This window comes from Geminicoccus sp., assembly GCF_036263595.1.
Taxonomy (GTDB): domain Bacteria; phylum Pseudomonadota; class Alphaproteobacteria; order Geminicoccales; family Geminicoccaceae; genus Geminicoccus.
On sequence record NZ_DATAGQ010000151.1, the window covers coordinates 13,999 to 29,790 of the forward strand.

Consider the following 15,792-nt stretch of genomic DNA (forward strand, 5'->3'; position numbering starts at 1 on the left):
CAGCGCATGCTCAAGATCGTCGGGTATCCGGACCGCTACAGCGTCGCCCCTGGAGAGACCATCTCGTTCAAGATCTCGGTCGAGGAAGGCGACAGCTTCGACGCCAGGATCGTCCAGGTCATCAACGGCGACAGCAACCCCGACGGTCCCGGCCTGCAGCTGCCGCATGTGCCAACCCATGTCGACGGCACCTATCCCGGCCGGACCCAGCGTATCGACCCCGGCTCCTTCATGAGGGTCCCGGGCATGCCGGCTCTTGCCGGACGCGCCTTCACCTTCTTCGCCACGATCTGGCCGACGCTTACGAACCGTGGCGACCAGACGCTGGCGGCGCAGTGGGACGAAGACGGGCAGTCCGGCTTTCGGATCGAGCTGGTCGACGGCGGCAAGCTCGCCTTCATCGCTGGCGATGGCAGCGGGACGGCAATGGTCTCGACCGGCAAGCCGATGCTGGTCCGGCAGTGGTACCAGGTGGCGGCAAGCTTCGACCCGGCCAGCCGCAAGGTGACGCTCGTCCAAAAGCCGCTGCGCGCCTATCCGATGATCGACGATGCGGACCAGGTCGAGGCCACCATCGACGTGGCACCGACGGCGCTGGACGCACCCTTCCTGCTGGCCGCGTCGCCGGAGCCGGACGGCACCATCGGTCGCCACTATGACGGCAAGATCGACAGCCCCGCCCTGGTCGCGGGCGTCCACGGCCTGTCCCGCTACGAGCCCTTGCTGCGCTCGGGCGTGCCGTTCGTGAACGAGATCGACCTGATCGCGCGCTGGGACTTCTCCAAGGAGATCCACTCGGTCCGCACGGTCGATGTCGGCCCCTCGCGCCTGCACGGCGAGCTGGTCCACCTGCCGACCCGCGGCATGAAGGGCTGGAACTGGACCGGCGAGCAACATGACTGGACCCGCAAGCCCGAGCATTACGGCGCCATCCATTTCCACCGCGACGACATCTACGATGCCGGCTGGGAGACCTCGGTCGCCTTCACCCTGCCCGGCGATTTCAAGAGCGGCGCCTACGCCCTCCATGTCCGCTGCGGCGACAGCAACGAGGAGGCGACCCGCGAGGACTATCTGGCCTTCTTCGTGCGCCCGCCGCGCGGACCGAACCGGGGCGAGCGGCCGAAGGTGGCGTTCCTGGCACCGACCTGTGCCTATATCGCCTACGCCAACCACGGCGAGCACATCACCGCACGCGGTGCCGAAGCCCTGATGAACCGGCTCCTGCCGTTCGGCCACTCCGACATGTACATGTATTACCATCCGGAGCTGGGCGGCTCGCTCTACGACAGCCATGCCGATGGCTCGGGCGTCTGCTATTCGAGCCGCCACCGCCCGGTGCTGAACTTCACGAGCCGCTACCACTCCTGGCTGGGTGGCCACGGCTCGGCCCTCTACCAGTACAACGCCGACACCCACCTGTTCTGCTGGCTCCATCAGAAGGGCGTCGAGTACGACATCATCACCGACGAGGACCTGCACCACGACGGCTACGAGCTCATCAAGGACTACCGGGTCATCCTGACCGGGACCCATCCCGAGTACCATTCCACGCCGGCCTGGGACGCCATGAAGGCGTGGGTCGATCGCGGCGGCCGGCTCATGTACATGGGTGGCAATGGCTGGTACTGGCGCGTCGGCTTCCACGACGAGCTGGACGGCGCCATCGAGCTGCGCCGCGCCGAGGACGGCATCCGGCCATGGATCGCCGAGCCCGGCGAGTACTTCCAGTCCTTCAACGGCGAGTATGGCGGCCTGTGGCGCCGGATCGGCCGGGCACCCAACGTCATGGCCGGCATCGGCTTCGTGGCGCAGGGCTTCGACATCAGCTCCTACTATCGCCGCGCCCCCGACGCGGACAATCCGCGCGCGGCCTTCATCTTCAAGGACGTGCCGGACGAGATCATCGGCGATTTCGGCCTGATCGGCGGCGGGGCGGCGGGCATCGAGCTCGACTGCATCAACACCGACCTGGGCTCGCCGCCGAACATGCTGCGCCTGGCATCCTCGGAAGGCCACAGCTCGATGATGATGCTGGTCAACGAGGAGTTCGGCGTGGTGCCGCCGGCGCTGGGTGGCGACCAGAACGATCAGGTCCGTGCCGACATGGCGTTCGGCGAGACGGCCGCGGGCGGGGCGATCTTCGCCACCGGCTCGATCGCCTGGTGCGGCGCACTGTTGCCGAACAATTCCGACAACAACGTGTCGAGAATCACCTGGAACGTGCTGGAGCGCTTCATGGACCCGAAGCCCTTCACCGCCGGTTCCTGATCAGGCACCCAGGCAGGAGATCGACGATGGACGCGCTGTCCCGGTTCCGCTTCGACGGCAAGGCCGCGGCCGTCACGGGTGCCGCCCGTGGCATCGGCTTTGCCGTGGCCGAACTCCTGGCCGGTGCGGGCGCGGAGGTCGCCTTGATCGACCTGAACGCGGAGCTCGGGCCGGCATCGGCGCAGAAGATCGGCAGCAGCGGCCGCCGCGCCGAGTTCTACGCCGCCGACCTGCGCGATCCAGCGCTGTGCCAGGACGTGGTCGGCAGGATCGCCGGCGACTTCGGCCGGATCGACGTCCTGGTCAACTGCGTCGGCATCAACCCGAACACGGACGTGCTGGAGATCCCGCCGGAGGAATGGCGCGAGGTCCAGGACGTCAACGTCAACGCCATGTTCTTCACCAACCAGGCCTTCGCCCGGCACATGGTGAAGCATGGCGGCGGCAGCATCGTGGCCATCGGCTCGAACTCCGGCTTCACCGTCGACAAGCCGCAGCCCCAGGCCCACTACAACACGAGCAAGGCGGCAGTTCACCAGATGGTGAAGTCGCTGGCGATTGAACTGGCGCCGTTCAAGGTCCGCGTGAACGCCGTGGCACCCGGCTACACGCTCACCGAGATGACCAGGCTCGGCCTGAGCAAGCGCGAATGGGTCGAGGTCTGGGAGGAGATGACGCCCATGAAGCGGTTCGCCGAGCCGGACGAGATCGCGCATGCCGTCCTGTTCCTGGCAAGCGATGCCGCCAGCTACTGCACCGGCACGATCCTGCTGGTGGATGGCGGCTATACCTGCTGGTGAGGTGGCGGGCCTTCCCGCTCAGGCCGACGGCTTGCCGTGCGGCTCCAGCAGCTCGAACACCCGCAGGCTCTCGTTCCTGCCCTTGACCTGGACCTCGCCCAGCTCGCGGAAGTTCAGCCCGGCCTTGCAGCGTAGATAGACTGCCTCGCTCGCCAGGATGCTGGTCCCGAACTGCTTGTTGAGGCCTTCCAGGCGCGAGGCCACGTTCACCGTGTCGCCCATGCCCGTGTACTGCAGCCGCTCAGCCGAACCGACGCTGCCGACCACCGCATGGCCGGTATGCAGGCCTAGCCGGGTGATGAAGACAGGCTTGTCGGCCGCGACTTGGGCGGCATTGAACCGGTCGATCTTCGCCACGAGCGTCAAGGCGCAGGCACAAGCATGGTCGACATGGTCCGGGTCCGGCGTCGGGGCGTTCCAGGAGGCGTAGATGGAATCGCCGAGGAATTGGATGATGGCGCCGCCATGGGCGTAGACGCCTTCGCTCAACAGATCGAAATAGGCCGAGAGCATCTCGACGACCGCTTCCGGCTCCGTTCCCTCGCAGATCGTGGTGAAGTCGCGGATGTCGGTGAACAGCACCGTGATGTCCTGGCGTCGGGCCGACCGCGCATCGGCGCCGCCAGTCTTCACGATCGCCCGCACGATCTCCTTTGGCACATAGAGCGCGAAGGTGCGGATCGCAGCGCTCGCGGCGGTCAGCGCATGGGACAGCGCCGTGATCTCCGCCACGTTCGAGACCTGCACGGGCTCCGGCCGGAAATCCAGGTCCTCCAGCCGGCGTGCCGCTTCCGTGAGCCCGGCCAAGGAGCGGCCCAGCCGCCAGGCGACCAGCAACGCCACCAGGATGCCGCCGACGATCACGATCGCCGACAGCATCAGGCCACGCTGCGCCAGCCGCTCGCTGGGCCCGGTGAAATCCTGCAACGGCGCCGCCAGGCCGATCTTGTAGCCGGCCAGCACGCCATCCTCCGGCAGTGCCCTCGTCTGCATCAGCCAGTCGGCACCGTCGTCGTCCATGATGACCACGTCGTCGCGGTTCTGACTGGGTGCGAGGGCCTGCAGGCGGCTGAGCGCCCGATCCGCCGCGAGGGCTGTGCGGGCGGATGCATCGCCCTCCAGCGCCCGGATCAACAGGCGCATAGCGGCCGGATCGGAGTGCGCGAAGAGCTGTCCTTCCCTGTCGAACAGATAGGAGCGGCCGTTTACGGAGATCTTTTCGCTGGCGAGGAAGCCGCTGAACGTCTTGAGCAGGATGTCTACGGCGACCACTGTCGACAGATCGTCCACATGGCGCCGCGCGATGGTCACGCCATGCTCCCGGGTGACCGCCATCTGGTAGGGACGGGTCAGGATCGGACCGGGCACGGCAAGGGCGGCCTGGTACCAGGGACGGGTTCTGGGATCGTAGTCGGTGGGTTCCGGCGCACCCGTCCCGATCTTCTGCCCGGCCGCGTCCAGGAACGTCCAGCTGCGCATCCGCTGGGCCGTGGGGCCAACCTGCACCGAGCCGAAGGCATAGACGGCCTGCGAGGGCGCACCCGTCGCAGTGCGCCAGGGATCGTCGGGCGGCCCCAGCGGGACGGCTTGGAGGAACTGTCCGTTGCCGCGTCCCAGGTAGATCCCGTCGATCTCGGGGGACTGGTCGATCGCCTCCTTGGCAAAGGCGATACGATGGACGGTGGGGTCGTCCTGTGGTGCCGCGACGCTGGCCATGATCGTGAAGAGCGTGGGCGCGTCCATCACCTTGTCGAAGCGATCCACGATCCGCTCGCCCACCACCCGCAGGGAGTCGCGTGCCATGGCATGGGCCGCGGCGCGGCCCTGGAGATAGGTGAACAGGACCAGGGAAAGCGCCACGACCAGCAGGAGGCCCACCACCATCACGCCGAGATAGGTACTCAGCGAGTGGGAGCGGGTTCGATGCGGCCGCCGGCTCACGGAGGGTCCAGCGCCCCCGGCGCGGCGCCATCGCCCATCCTCAGACGCGCCGCTCGGTGAGGAACAGCTTGACCGCCAGTCCCACGAAGAACAGGCCCGACAAGGCATCCAGCGCCACGGTCGCCCAGCGTGCCCGTGCCAGGCGGTCGACCATCCAGCCGGTCAGGGCAGCGACACCCATCAGCCAGACGATGCCGATCAGGTTCAGGGTCATGCCCAGGGTGAAGGTCTGGACGGCGATGCTTCCCCGTTCCGGCGAGACGAACTGGGGCAGGAACGCCACGAAGAACATGATGACCTTCGGGTTGGCGAGGTTCGTCAGCATGGCGCGGCTGAACACGGTCCATGCCTGCGGCCGCGTCCTCCGCACCGGCCGTACCGCCTCGCCAGCGTCCTCATGCCATTGGCGCCATGCCGCCTTCAGCGCCTGCAGGCCGATCCAGGCGAGGTAGAGCGCTCCTGCCCAGCGCAGCACTTCGAAGGCAGCCGGCGACGTGGCGATCAGGGCGGACACGCCCACCGCCGCCAGCAGGCTGTGGCCGACATTCCCGACCAGGATCCCCAGGCAGGCGACCAGACCGCTGCGAAGGCCGCCGCTCAGGCTGTTGGCAGCCACGAACATGGTGTCCGGACCGGGCGTCACCGCGAGCAGGACCGCAGCGCCCAGGAAGATCAGGAAGAGCTGCGGCTCCGGCAACATCGCGACCTCAGATCGACTGGCAGGCGATCGCCTCGATCTCGCAGAACAGCTGGGGGCTGGCGAGGCCGTGAACGATCAGGAGTGTCGCGGCGCAGACATGACCATCCAGCCGCCGGTCGCGGACCTGGCGCCAGAGCTTGACGTCGCGCTGATCGATCAGGAACACCGTCGTCTTGACCAGGTCCCGGTGCGTCATGCCGCCATGAGCCAGTACGGCGAACAGATTGTCCCACATCTGCTCCATCTGCTCGCCAAGCGTTTCCGGCACGCTGCCGTCCGGGCGCACGCCGATCTGGCCGGAAATGTGGAGCCAGCGCGCCGGGCCGGTGACGATCGCGGCATGGCTGTAGGCCGAGGCGGGACGATGCACGTCCGGCGGGTCGAAGACCTCGATCATCCATGGACCTCCCTGATCGGTGGCTGGAAGGGGTGCCTGAGCTCCCCGCGCCAGCGTGTCGCCGCTGGTCCGCAGCGTAGCGCGCTCGAATGTGACTTAGGAAGCCGGCAGGCGACGGCCGGCCCGCGTTCCTGTCGGAAGGAGGTAGACGATGGCCCGGTACTTCGGATGCTCCTGCATGCCCGCGCGCACGCCGCCCAGGGACCGGGCGATCCGGTGGCTGGGGAGGTTCTGCTCCGCCACCAGATAATGGAAGCCCTCGGGCCGGCGGACATCGGCGACCCAGTCCCTGATCGCGGCCACGGCCTCCCGGCCATAGCCCTGCCGCTGCGCCGGCTCCTTGATCCAGATCCCCAGTTCAGGCAGCGGCGTGGCGATCCGATGCGCGCCGGCCATGCCGATGAACTCGCCGGTCTCGCGCCGCCGGAGCGCCATGTGCAGGTCGGTGCCGACGGTCATGGCCGGCAGCCAGGATGCGAGGGTGGCCTTGAGGGCCTCAAGCGAGCTTGCCGGCTCGAAGCTCAGATACCGCGTCAGCGCCGGCGTGACGGCCGCGAAGATCTCCTCCGCGTCGGAGAGCATGGCCGGGCGCAAGGTCAGCCGTTCGGACTGCAGTAGGGGCCCGGGGCCGCTCACACAGGTTGCGCCAGCAACTGGCGGAGGATGTCGGGTGGCACGGCGCCGCTCGTGACGGCAGCACCGATGCGCTTCAACAGCACGAAGGTGAGCCTGCCGTCCGCGACCTTCTTGTCGCGCGCCATCGCGGCCAGCATTGCGTCCGGCTCGAAGCCTTCGTTGGTCACTTCCGCCGGCGAGGTCTTCAGCCCCAGCGACCGGAGATGCGATCGCACGCGCTCGGTCGCTCCTTCCGCCAGATGGCCTGCGCGGGTCGAGAGCTCGGTCGCCTGCACCATGCCGATGGCGACGGCCTCGCCATGCAGCAGGCGGCTGCCATAGCCGGACAGGTTCTCGTAGGCATGGGCGAAGGTGTGGCCGAAATTGAGCAGGGCGCGCCCGCCCTTGGTCTCGAACTCGTCGTCGCCGACGATCTCGGCCTTGATCGCGCAGGAGCGCTCGATGGCATGGGTCCGCACATCCTGGTCGCCGTCGATCAGGCGCCGCCCGTTCTGTTCCAGCCAGTCGAAGAACGCCGCGTCATGGATGAGCCCGTACTTCGCCACCTCGGCGTAGCCAGCCTGCAGTTCGCGAAGCGGCAGGGTGTCGAGCGTCGTGGGATCGATCAGGACGATCCTCGGCTGATGAAAGGCGCCCACCAGGTTCTTGCCCGAGCGGGCATTGATGCCGGTCTTGCCGCCCACGCTGCTGTCGACCTGGGCCAGGAGCGTGGTCGGCACCTGGACGAAGGGCAGCCCGCGCAGGAGGATGGAGGCGGCAAAGCCGGCAAGGTCGCCGATCACGCCCCCGCCCAGCGCCACGATCGCCGTCTTGCGGTCGATCCCCTGCCCCAGCACCTGCTCGCAGACCCGCTCCAGGGTCGGCCATCCCTTGCTGCCTTCGCCGGACGGAACGGTCACCGTGCGGACCGCCAGATCCGCCTCGTCCAGTGCCCGCTCCAGCCGGTCCAGATGCGAGTTCGCCCTCATCGCGTCGTCGGCCACCACCACGACCCGGCGCGACGGCAGGAGCGGTGCCAGCTCCTGGCCGGCCCGGTCGAGCAGGCCAGCACCGATCTTCACCTCATAGGCGCGCGCACCCAACGGCACATGCACGGTTCGAATCGACGTCATACCAGGATCCCATGCTGCCTCAGCCGTTGCACCAGATCGTGCGCCAGGACGTCGAGCGGCTGGTCGCCCGTGTCCACCGTCAGGTCGGCCGTGGCGTAGACCGGATGCCGCCGCTCCATGAGGTCCGCGAGGATGGCCCTCGGATCGCCGGCGTCGAGGAGCGGGCGCGAGCCCTTCTTGCGGCTGGTCCGCGCCACCAGCGTGTCGAGATCCGCGCGCAGCCAGACTGAGAAGCCGCGCGCGGCCACCCGCTCGCGCGTGGCCGGATCCATGAAGGCCCCGCCGCCAAGGGCCAGGAAATGCGGCTGGCCGATCAGCAGCCGGGCGATGACCCTTCGTTCGACGGCGCGGAACTCCGGCTCGCCGTGGCTGGCGAAGATGTCGGGGATCGACATGCCGGCAGCTTCGACGATGGCGTCGTCGGCATCCGTGAACGGGGCACCCACGAGCGTGGCCAGGCGGCGGCCGACCGCCGACTTCCCGGCACCCATCAGGCCGACCAGCACCACGTGCCGGGTCAACGCGAGCTTCTCCCGTGCCTCGGGTGGAGGATTCTGCACGGCTCTCCGGCTCGCTTCGTCGGTCGGCATTTCGGGTCGGCGTTGAACGGACATGGCGTCGTCGATATAAGCCAGCTGGCGTCATGTCCGGCAAGCCCGGCTCGGCGGGACATGGCGGATCGGCAGCAGAGAGGCAATGGCGGCAGTGGGACGGGTGCTGGTTGTGATCCTCCTGGCGGCGCTGGTAGGTGGTGCAGCCTACCTGATGCTGTGGGACATTCCGGCACCGCGCAAACCGGTGGAAGTGACCGTTCCGGACGATCGGCTGCCTAAGTGACGGCAACGCGGGCGACCTTGCTGGCAGGGATTGGCGTCCTGCTCCTCGTGCCATCGGCGTTCGGGCAGCCGAAGCCGCTCTTTCCCGAACAGGCTCCTGCCTCACCGCAGCCCTCCATCTCGCCCGGCTTCCAACCGGAGATCACGGTCAGGCAGCTGGATGCGCCCGGAGCGGTCGGCACCGGTCGGAGCCAAGACCAGGCCGAAAGCGATGACTGGGGCTCGACACCCGCCACTGTGATCGAGCAGTTGCTGGCTGCCCTGCCCGACGATCCGGCCGACCCGAACGTCCGGCGCCTGCAGGTCGAACTGCTCCGGACACCCACGCCAGCCGGACAGGAATCGGAGCGTCTGCTGGCGATCCGTCTGCGTCGGCTGGTCGACCTGGGCGAGGCGGAGGCGGCGCAGGCCCTGCTTGCCGAGGCCGGACCCTATGCCGCGCGGTCGCCTGGCCTGGCGCCGGAAGTGGCCAGGCTCGACCTGGCCTCGGGCCAGGACGTGGACGGCTGTGCGGCGGCCAGCGCCTCGCCTTCGGCGGGCCTGGACGAGATCAACCTGTTCTGTGCGATCATGGCAGGTGACGAGGATGCGGCCCTCGTGCTGCAGAACGCGCTGCGTGCAACCGATTCGCTGCGCGACCAGCCGTTCGGCGCGCTGGTGGGCGCGGCGCTGCGCTATGGCGATGCCGATGCGATCGACTGGAGTGCGGAGGTCCAGCCGGTCGACCTGGCCCTGGCCGATCATTTATCTATCAAGGTTCCCGCGGATGCCGTCGCCACGGCAAGCCTGCCGGCGGTGGCGCGCCTGAGCGTGGACCCGGACGTGGCGCCGGCGGTGCGCGCTGCCGCCCGCGTGCGGCTCGACGACGCGCGGGGACGGTTCACGACGGTGGGGCCGGAGGCGACCCGGCTTCGTGCAATCGCGGCCCCTGAGGAGCGAGCGCGTGCCCTGGTCCAGCTTTGGCGCGATCTGCCTGATGCAGGCAAGCGGCTGGCCGACCTTCCCCAGCTCGGCCCGATCGCTGCCACCATCACGCCGCGTGCGGCCTTGTCCGAAGAGGCAGCGGTTCTGGCGGCGATCCTGCTTGCCATGGGCGAAGAGGGCGCGGCGCTTCTCTGGTTCGACATGCTCGAGGTGCAGCGGCGCGACGACCGCCGCCAGGCGGACCGGCTCGCGGTCCTGATGATCCTGGCCGGCCTGATCGACCCGACGCGGATGCCGCCCGCACCGGACGGCCTGTTCGCCGCTGACGACGCGGTTTGGCTGACGGCCGGCCTGGCGGGCCAGAACCTGCCGCTGTCGGCTCCATGGCGCACCGTTCTGCGTCCCTTCCCGCCGCCGGAACCGGCAGCGCCAGCCGCGATGCTGGCGCGGGCACTGGTCGGACTGAGCAGCGGCGACCCGCCCAGCTTTGCTCGCGGGCTTGCGGGACTGCTCGCCATCGACCGAGCCATCGAGGCCCGCGCGGTTGCCCGCAGCAGCGTGATCGCCCGCCTCCATGGCTGAGCCGCGCTCCTCGATGGCTCCTTTCCTGGAGATGATGGCGGTCGAGCGTGCCGCCTCGCGCCATACGCTGGCTGCGTATCGCAACGACCTGTCCGCCTGGTTCGCCTTTCTCAAGCAGCAAGGCACGTCGGAGTTGTCAGCGACGGAACAGGACGTGCGTGCCTTCGTGCAGGCGACGGCAGACGCCGGGCTGAAGGCGACCACGCAGGCGCGGCGGCTGGCGGCGATCCGCCAATTCCACCGGTTTCTCCACCTGGAAGGCCACCGCCCGGATGATCCGACCCTCTCGGTGGAGGGACCGCGTCGGGAGCGGGCGCTGCCGCGGGTGCTGACGGAAGAGGAGATGGAGGGGCTGCTGGCGGCGGCGCGGGCCAAGGAGGGGGCGGACGGCCTGCGGCTCACCTGCCTGCTCGAACTGGCCTATGCGTCGGGCCTGCGGGTGTCGGAACTGGTTGGTCTCACCTTGAGCGCATTCACGCCGGATCGCTCCGCCCTGCTGGTCCGCGGCAAGGGCAGCAAGGAGCGGATGGTGCCGGTCGGCCGTTTCGCCAGGGAAGCAGTGATGCGCTGGCTCGAGGTGCGGCCGGCGGATCGCAAGAACCGGCTGTTTCCATCGAACGGCGCCAGCGGCCATCTCACGCGGCAGCACGTGCTCTATCTGCTCAAGCGGCTGGCGCCTGAGGCGGGTCTCGATCCCGAGCGGATCTCACCCCATGTGCTAAGGCACGCTTTCGCCACGCACCTGCTCGCCCACGGGGCCGACCTGCGCGCGGTGCAGACCATGCTGGGGCACGCCGACATTGCGACGACGCAGATCTATACGCATGTTCGCCCCGAGCGTCTGGCCACGGTGGTGGCCGAACACCATCCTCTGGCCAGGATGACGACGAAAATGGCGGAAACGAGACCGGATGGCCCTGGGGCCGCGGTCGCCGCCGAGGAGGATCAGGCATGAGTTTCACGATCGTCGAGCAGTGCACGCCAAGGCTCAACCGTTCCGAGTTGGCTGTCCCCGGCAGTTCGCCGCAAATGTTCGAGAAGGCGGCAGCATCGGCGGTCGACGTGGTGTTCCTGGATCTGGAGGACGCTGTCGCGCCCGACCAGAAGGAGCAGGCGCGCAAGAACGTCATCCAGGCGATCAACGAGATCGACTGGGGCACCAAGACGCTGTCGGTCCGGATCAACGGGCTGGACACGCATTTCATGTACCGCGACGTCGTCGATGTGCTGGAGCAGACCGGCGAGCGGCTCGACCTGATCATGATCCCGAAGGTCGGTACGGCCGCGGACATCTATGCGGTCGACATGCTGGTCACCCAGGTCGAGGCCGCAAAGAAGCGCCAGAAGAAGATCGGCTTCGAGCTGATCGTGGAAACCGCGCTGGGCATGGCCAACGTCAACGAGATCGCCAGGGCATCGAAGCGCAACGAGAGCCTGCATTTCGGCGTGGCGGATTATGCCGCCTCGACCAGGGCGCGGACCACGGTGATCGGCGGGCCCAACCCCGACTACGGCGTGCTGACCGATCCGGACGTCGACAACTCGCGCTCCTATCACTGGGGCGACATGTGGCACTACGCCATCGCCCGCATGGTGGTGGCGGCACGTGCGAACGGCCTGCGGCCGGTCGACGGTCCGTTCGGCAACTTCCAGGACCCGGAAGGCTACCAGGCCCAGGCGCGCCGCGCGGCGGTGCTCGGTTGCGAAGGCAAGTGGGCAATCCATCCTTCGCAGGTGGCCCTGGCCAACGACGTGTTCACGCCGCCTGCAAAGGAAGTCGAGCGTGCGCGCCGGATCCTCGTCGCCATGGAAGAGGCCTCGAAGGCCGGCAAGGGTGCCGTCAGCCTCGACGGCCGCCTGATCGACATCGCCTCGATCCGCCAGGCCGAAGCCCTGGTCACGAGCGCCGATCGGATCGCAGCGGCGGGCTGACCTGCGGCCCGCTCATGGTCGACACGGAATGACCCGGCGAGAGCCGGGTCATTTGCTTTTGGGACCGCCCTTACACGGCTGCCATTCCTGCCGGCGGCCTCCCGTCGTGCCTGCTGCCGACTCCATTCAGACGACCCGATCAGCCGCGTGGCTACTCCGAATCCAGCCGGTTGCCAGGATATCGACATCATCCCCACGGGCCGGCCCGGCGACCCCATGGGCCGGGCTGCGCAGGTCGCGACGCCGCGGCCGGCGCCGCCGATTGCGGGTTCAGCGCGAGCAGCCGCCGGATCCGTTCCTCCGTCGGCGGATGGGTACGGAACATGCCGGCCAGCGCGCCGCCATGCAGCGGGTTCATGATGAAGAGATGTGCCGTCGCCGGATTGCGCTCGGCCGTGCCGACATAGGTACCGGTCGCGATCTGCTCGATCCGGTGCAGCGCTGAGGCCAAAGCCCGCGGATTGCCCGCGATCGCGGCCCCTTCCCGGTCGGCCTCGAACTCGCGCGCCCGGCTGATCGCCATCTGCACCAGCATGGCGGCCAGCGGCGCCACGATCAGGGCGAGCAGCAGGCCGATCCCGCCCAGCGGGTTGTCGCGGTCCCGGTGGCCGCCGAAGAACATGCCGAACTGGGCCAGGAAGCCGATCGCACCCGCGATGGTCGCGGCAACGGCCATGGTCAGCGTATCGCGATGCTTGATGTGGGCCAGTTCGTGCGCGATCACGCCAGCCAGCTCGTCGTGGGACATCGACCGGATCAGGCCCCGCGTCACGGCGACGGCCGCGTGCTGCGGGTCGCGACCGGTTGCGAACGCGTTCGGCTGGTCGCTCTCGATCAGGTAGATGCTCGGCACCGGCAGGTCCGCCCGCCGCGCCAGATCCGCGACCAGCCGGTACAGGTCCGGGGCCGCCGCCGGCGTCACGGGCCTTGCCTGGTGCATGCGCAGCACCATGTCGGCCGAACCCCACCAGGCGAACAGGTTGGTGCCGGCCGCGATGACCAGGGCGATGACGGCGCCGCTGCCGCCGCCGATAGCGTAGCCCACCAACAGGAACAGGGCGGTCATGACAGCCAGCAGCAAGGCGGTCCGGAAGGTCGCCATTCCACACTCCTCGACGTCCCCCCCAGGAGGTAGGCGCGGTCCGAACCGGCGCAAGGGAGCAGATCCATCCGGGATCGGGCCTTGCTTTGGCATGCTGTGCGGCACACGCCCTTGTCGGCACGGCCTGACGCATGGCAACTCGGAGTTTCGGGGATGGCCGCCAAAGCCGCCAGGCGTGCCCGGTCCCGACCAAGAATGGCTGCAGGGAAACGGCGATGGACGAACGCAAGAGCGACTGGGGACCCGCTCCCCCGACCGAGGGCGGCATGAGCGTGACGGCCGAAGAGGCGCTGGACCTGCATGCGCGTGGCCGCCCCGGCAAGATCGAGATCACCCCGACCAAACCGCTCACGACCGCGCGGGACCTGAGTCTGGCCTATTCACCGGGCGTCGCGGTCCCTTGCCTCGCGATCCAGAAGGACCCGGCAGAGGCCTACCGCTACACGGCGAAGGGCAACCTCGTGGCGGTCGTATCGAATGGTACGGCCGTGCTGGGCCTGGGCGACCTGGGTGCGCTCGCCGGCAAGCCCGTGATGGAAGGCAAGGCGGTCCTGTTCAAGCGCTTTGCGGACATCGACAGCATCGACCTGGAAGTGGACACGCGGGACGTCGACGAGTTCGTCAACTGCGTCCGCCTCCTGGTGCCGACCTTCGGCGGGGTGAACCTGGAGGACATCCGGGCACCTGAATGCTTCATCATCGAGGAGCGGCTGCGCGAGCTCTGCGACATCCCGGTCTTCCACGACGACCAGCACGGCACCGCGATCATCGCCGCGGCGGGGCTGATCAACGCCCTGGACATCACCGGCCGCCAGATCGCCGACATCAAGCTGGTGGTCAACGGTGCGGGGTCGGCAGGCATCGCCTGCGTCGACCTCCTGCGATCGATGGGGCTGCCGGCGGCCAACGTCACCCTGTGCGACACCAAGGGTGTCATCTATCGCGGCCGCACCGAGGGCATGAACCAGTGGAAATCGGCCCATGCGGTCGATACCGAGGCTCGCTCGCTGGCCGACGCCATGCGGGGCGCCGACGTGGTGTTCGGCCTGTCCGCCAAGGGGGCGTTCACCGCGGACATGATCCGCTCGATGGCCAAGGACCCGATCATCTTCGCCATGGCCAATCCCGACCCGGAGATCACGCCCGAGGACGCGCGCTCGGTGCGCGGCGACGTCATCGTGGCGACCGGCCGCTCCGACTATCCGAACCAGGTCAACAACGTGCTGGGCTTCCCCTACATCTTCCGGGGTGCCCTGGATGTCCGCGCGTCGACCATCAACGAGGCCATGAAGATCGCGGCGGCCCATGCGATCGCCGCCCTGGCGCGCGAGGACGTGCCGGACGAGGTGCATGCCGCCTATCGCGGCCGCAAGCTGCGCTACGGCCGGGAGTACCTGATCCCCACGCCGTTCGATCCGCGCCTGATCCACACCGTCCCGCCTGCGGTCGCGAAGGCGGCGATCGAGAGCGGCGTGGCACGCAAGCCCGTGGTCGACATGCCGCGCTACCGCCAGGAACTGCGCTCGCGGCTCGATCCGACCGCGTCGCGGCTGCAGCTGGTGTTCGACAGGGTCCAGGCCCAGCCAAAGCGGATGGTGTTCGCGGAAGGCGAGGAAACCAAGACCATCCGTGCCGCCATGGCTTGGCGCGACACCGGCCTCGGCACACCGATCCTGATCGGCCGCGAGGACCGGGTACGCGCCACCATGGCGCAGATCGGCCTGTCCAACCTGGACGGCATCGAGATCCACAATGCCCGCTTGTCGGACAGCAACCGCAAGTACACGGACTTCCTGTACGGGCGGAACCAGCGGGGCGGCCTGCTCTACCGCGACTGCGCGCGGCTGGTGAACCAGGACCGCAACGTGTTCGGCGCCTGCATGGTGGCGAGCGGCGACGCGGACGCGATGGTGACCGGCCTCACCCGCAACTACAACGACGTGCTGGCCGACGTCATGCGGGTGATCGACCCCAAGCCGTCGCAGCGCGTCTTCGGCATGACCATGATGGTGGCCCGCGGGCGGACCGTGTTCATCGCCGATACCACGGTGCACGAACTCCCCGACACCCGTGTGCTGACCGACATCACCATCCAGACCGCGCGGGTCGTCCGTCAGCTCGGGTTCACGCCGCGCGTGGCGCTTCTCTCCTTCTCCAACTTCGGCAATCCGCCCGTCTCCAAGGCGCAGCGGGTGCGCGACACCGTGGTCGAGCTGGACCGGCGCCAGGTCGACTTCGAGTATGACGGCGAGATGGCGGCGGACGTGGCGCTCGATCCCGAGTTGATGGCGATCTACCCATTCTGCCGGCTGACCGGGCCTGCGAACGTCCTGATCATGCCGGCCCTCCACTCCGCCAACATCGCGTCCAAGCTCCTCCAGCAGCTGGGTGGCGGCACGGTGATCGGGCCCCTCCTGCAGGGCCTGAGGAAGCCGATCCAGATCCTGCCAATGAACGCGACGGTGTCGGACATGCTGAACATGGCGGCCCTGGCCGCGCATGATGCGATCACCGCGGAGGAACCGGAGGCGTCGGTGGTGGCTGCCTGACCGGGCCCGC

At 68.5% G+C, this 15,792-nt stretch carries 14 protein-coding genes; 7 read left to right on the top strand and 7 right to left on the bottom strand.

Annotated elements, in window-relative coordinates; all coding sequences use genetic code 11:
• Nucleotides 1–6 precede the first annotated feature (6 nt).
• Nucleotides 7–2,271: a N,N-dimethylformamidase beta subunit family domain-containing protein gene (locus VHL31_RS15890; RefSeq protein ID WP_329662208.1), complete on the top strand. Its 2,265-nt coding sequence runs from the start codon at nt 7–9 to the stop codon at nt 2,269–2,271.
• A gap of 26 nt (nt 2,272–2,297) precedes the next feature.
• Entirely contained in the window at nt 2,298–3,071 is a 774-nt protein-coding gene (locus VHL31_RS15895) for a glucose 1-dehydrogenase (RefSeq protein ID WP_329662209.1), read from the top strand.
• Between the two features lie 18 nt (nt 3,072–3,089).
• Here VHL31_RS15895 and VHL31_RS15900 read toward each other — a convergent pair whose 3' ends face one another.
• The 6 genes from VHL31_RS15900 to VHL31_RS15925 form a co-directional block, all read right to left on the bottom strand.
• Nucleotides 3,090–5,012, bottom strand: coding sequence for an adenylate/guanylate cyclase domain-containing protein (locus VHL31_RS15900; RefSeq protein WP_329662210.1), 1,923 nt, complete (start codon nt 5,010–5,012; stop codon nt 3,090–3,092).
• A gap of 40 nt (nt 5,013–5,052) precedes the next feature.
• A complete protein-coding gene (locus VHL31_RS15905; protein WP_329662211.1) occupies nt 5,053–5,712 on the bottom strand; it encodes a LysE family translocator in 660 nt (219 codons plus the stop codon).
• A gap of 7 nt (nt 5,713–5,719) precedes the next feature.
• Nucleotides 5,720–6,109 (bottom strand): RidA family protein, encoded by a 390-nt coding sequence (locus VHL31_RS15910; protein WP_329662212.1) that lies wholly within the window; start codon nt 6,107–6,109, stop codon nt 5,720–5,722.
• Nucleotides 6,110–6,205: 96 nt separating this feature from the next.
• Nucleotides 6,206–6,745, bottom strand: a complete 540-nt coding sequence (locus tag VHL31_RS15915; RefSeq protein ID WP_329662213.1) for a GNAT family N-acetyltransferase — start codon at nt 6,743–6,745, stop codon at nt 6,206–6,208.
• Entirely contained in the window at nt 6,742–7,857 is a 1,116-nt protein-coding gene (gene aroB / locus VHL31_RS15920; RefSeq protein WP_329662214.1) for a 3-dehydroquinate synthase, read from the bottom strand. Before aroB ends, VHL31_RS15915 begins: the two co-directional genes overlap by 4 nt.
• Nucleotides 7,854–8,417, bottom strand: a complete 564-nt coding sequence (locus tag VHL31_RS15925) for a shikimate kinase (protein ID WP_329662215.1) — start codon at nt 8,415–8,417, stop codon at nt 7,854–7,856. Before VHL31_RS15925 ends, aroB begins: the two co-directional genes overlap by 4 nt.
• 136 nt (nt 8,418–8,553) lie before the next feature.
• Here VHL31_RS15925 and VHL31_RS15930 point away from each other — a divergent pair, with 136 nt between their 5' ends.
• From VHL31_RS15930 to VHL31_RS15945, 4 genes are read left to right on the top strand one after another with little or no spacing between them, the layout of a single operon-like run.
• Nucleotides 8,554–8,694 carry a hypothetical protein gene (locus VHL31_RS15930; RefSeq protein WP_329662216.1) on the top strand — a complete coding sequence of 47 codons (141 nt, stop codon included), beginning with the start codon at nt 8,554–8,556 and terminating at the stop codon, nt 8,692–8,694.
• On the top strand, nt 8,691–10,199 hold the full coding sequence (locus VHL31_RS15935) for a hypothetical protein (RefSeq protein WP_329662217.1): 1,509 nt from the start codon (nt 8,691–8,693) through the stop codon (nt 10,197–10,199). The genes VHL31_RS15930 and VHL31_RS15935 overlap by 4 nt, the downstream gene beginning before the upstream one ends.
• Entirely contained in the window at nt 10,192–11,154 is a 963-nt protein-coding gene (locus VHL31_RS15940; RefSeq protein ID WP_329662218.1) for a site-specific tyrosine recombinase XerD, read from the top strand. The genes VHL31_RS15935 and VHL31_RS15940 overlap by 8 nt, the downstream gene beginning before the upstream one ends.
• The gene (locus tag VHL31_RS15945; protein ID WP_329662219.1) at nt 11,151–12,131 is read left to right on the top strand and encodes a CoA ester lyase; all 981 of its coding nucleotides are present in this window, start codon (nt 11,151–11,153) and stop codon (nt 12,129–12,131) included. The genes VHL31_RS15940 and VHL31_RS15945 overlap by 4 nt, the downstream gene beginning before the upstream one ends.
• A 187-nt stretch (nt 12,132–12,318) precedes the next feature.
• On the opposite strand, the gene htpX is transcribed toward VHL31_RS15945, so the two are convergent.
• Nucleotides 12,319–13,233 carry a zinc metalloprotease HtpX gene (gene htpX / locus VHL31_RS15950; protein WP_329662220.1) on the bottom strand — a complete coding sequence of 305 codons (915 nt, stop codon included), beginning with the start codon at nt 13,231–13,233 and terminating at the stop codon, nt 12,319–12,321.
• A gap of 215 nt (nt 13,234–13,448) precedes the next feature.
• On the opposite strand from htpX, the gene VHL31_RS15955 reads away from it, so the two are divergent.
• Nucleotides 13,449–15,782, top strand: coding sequence for an NADP-dependent malic enzyme (locus tag VHL31_RS15955; protein WP_329662221.1), 2,334 nt, complete (start codon nt 13,449–13,451; stop codon nt 15,780–15,782).
• Nucleotides 15,783–15,792: the final 10 nt, after the last annotated feature.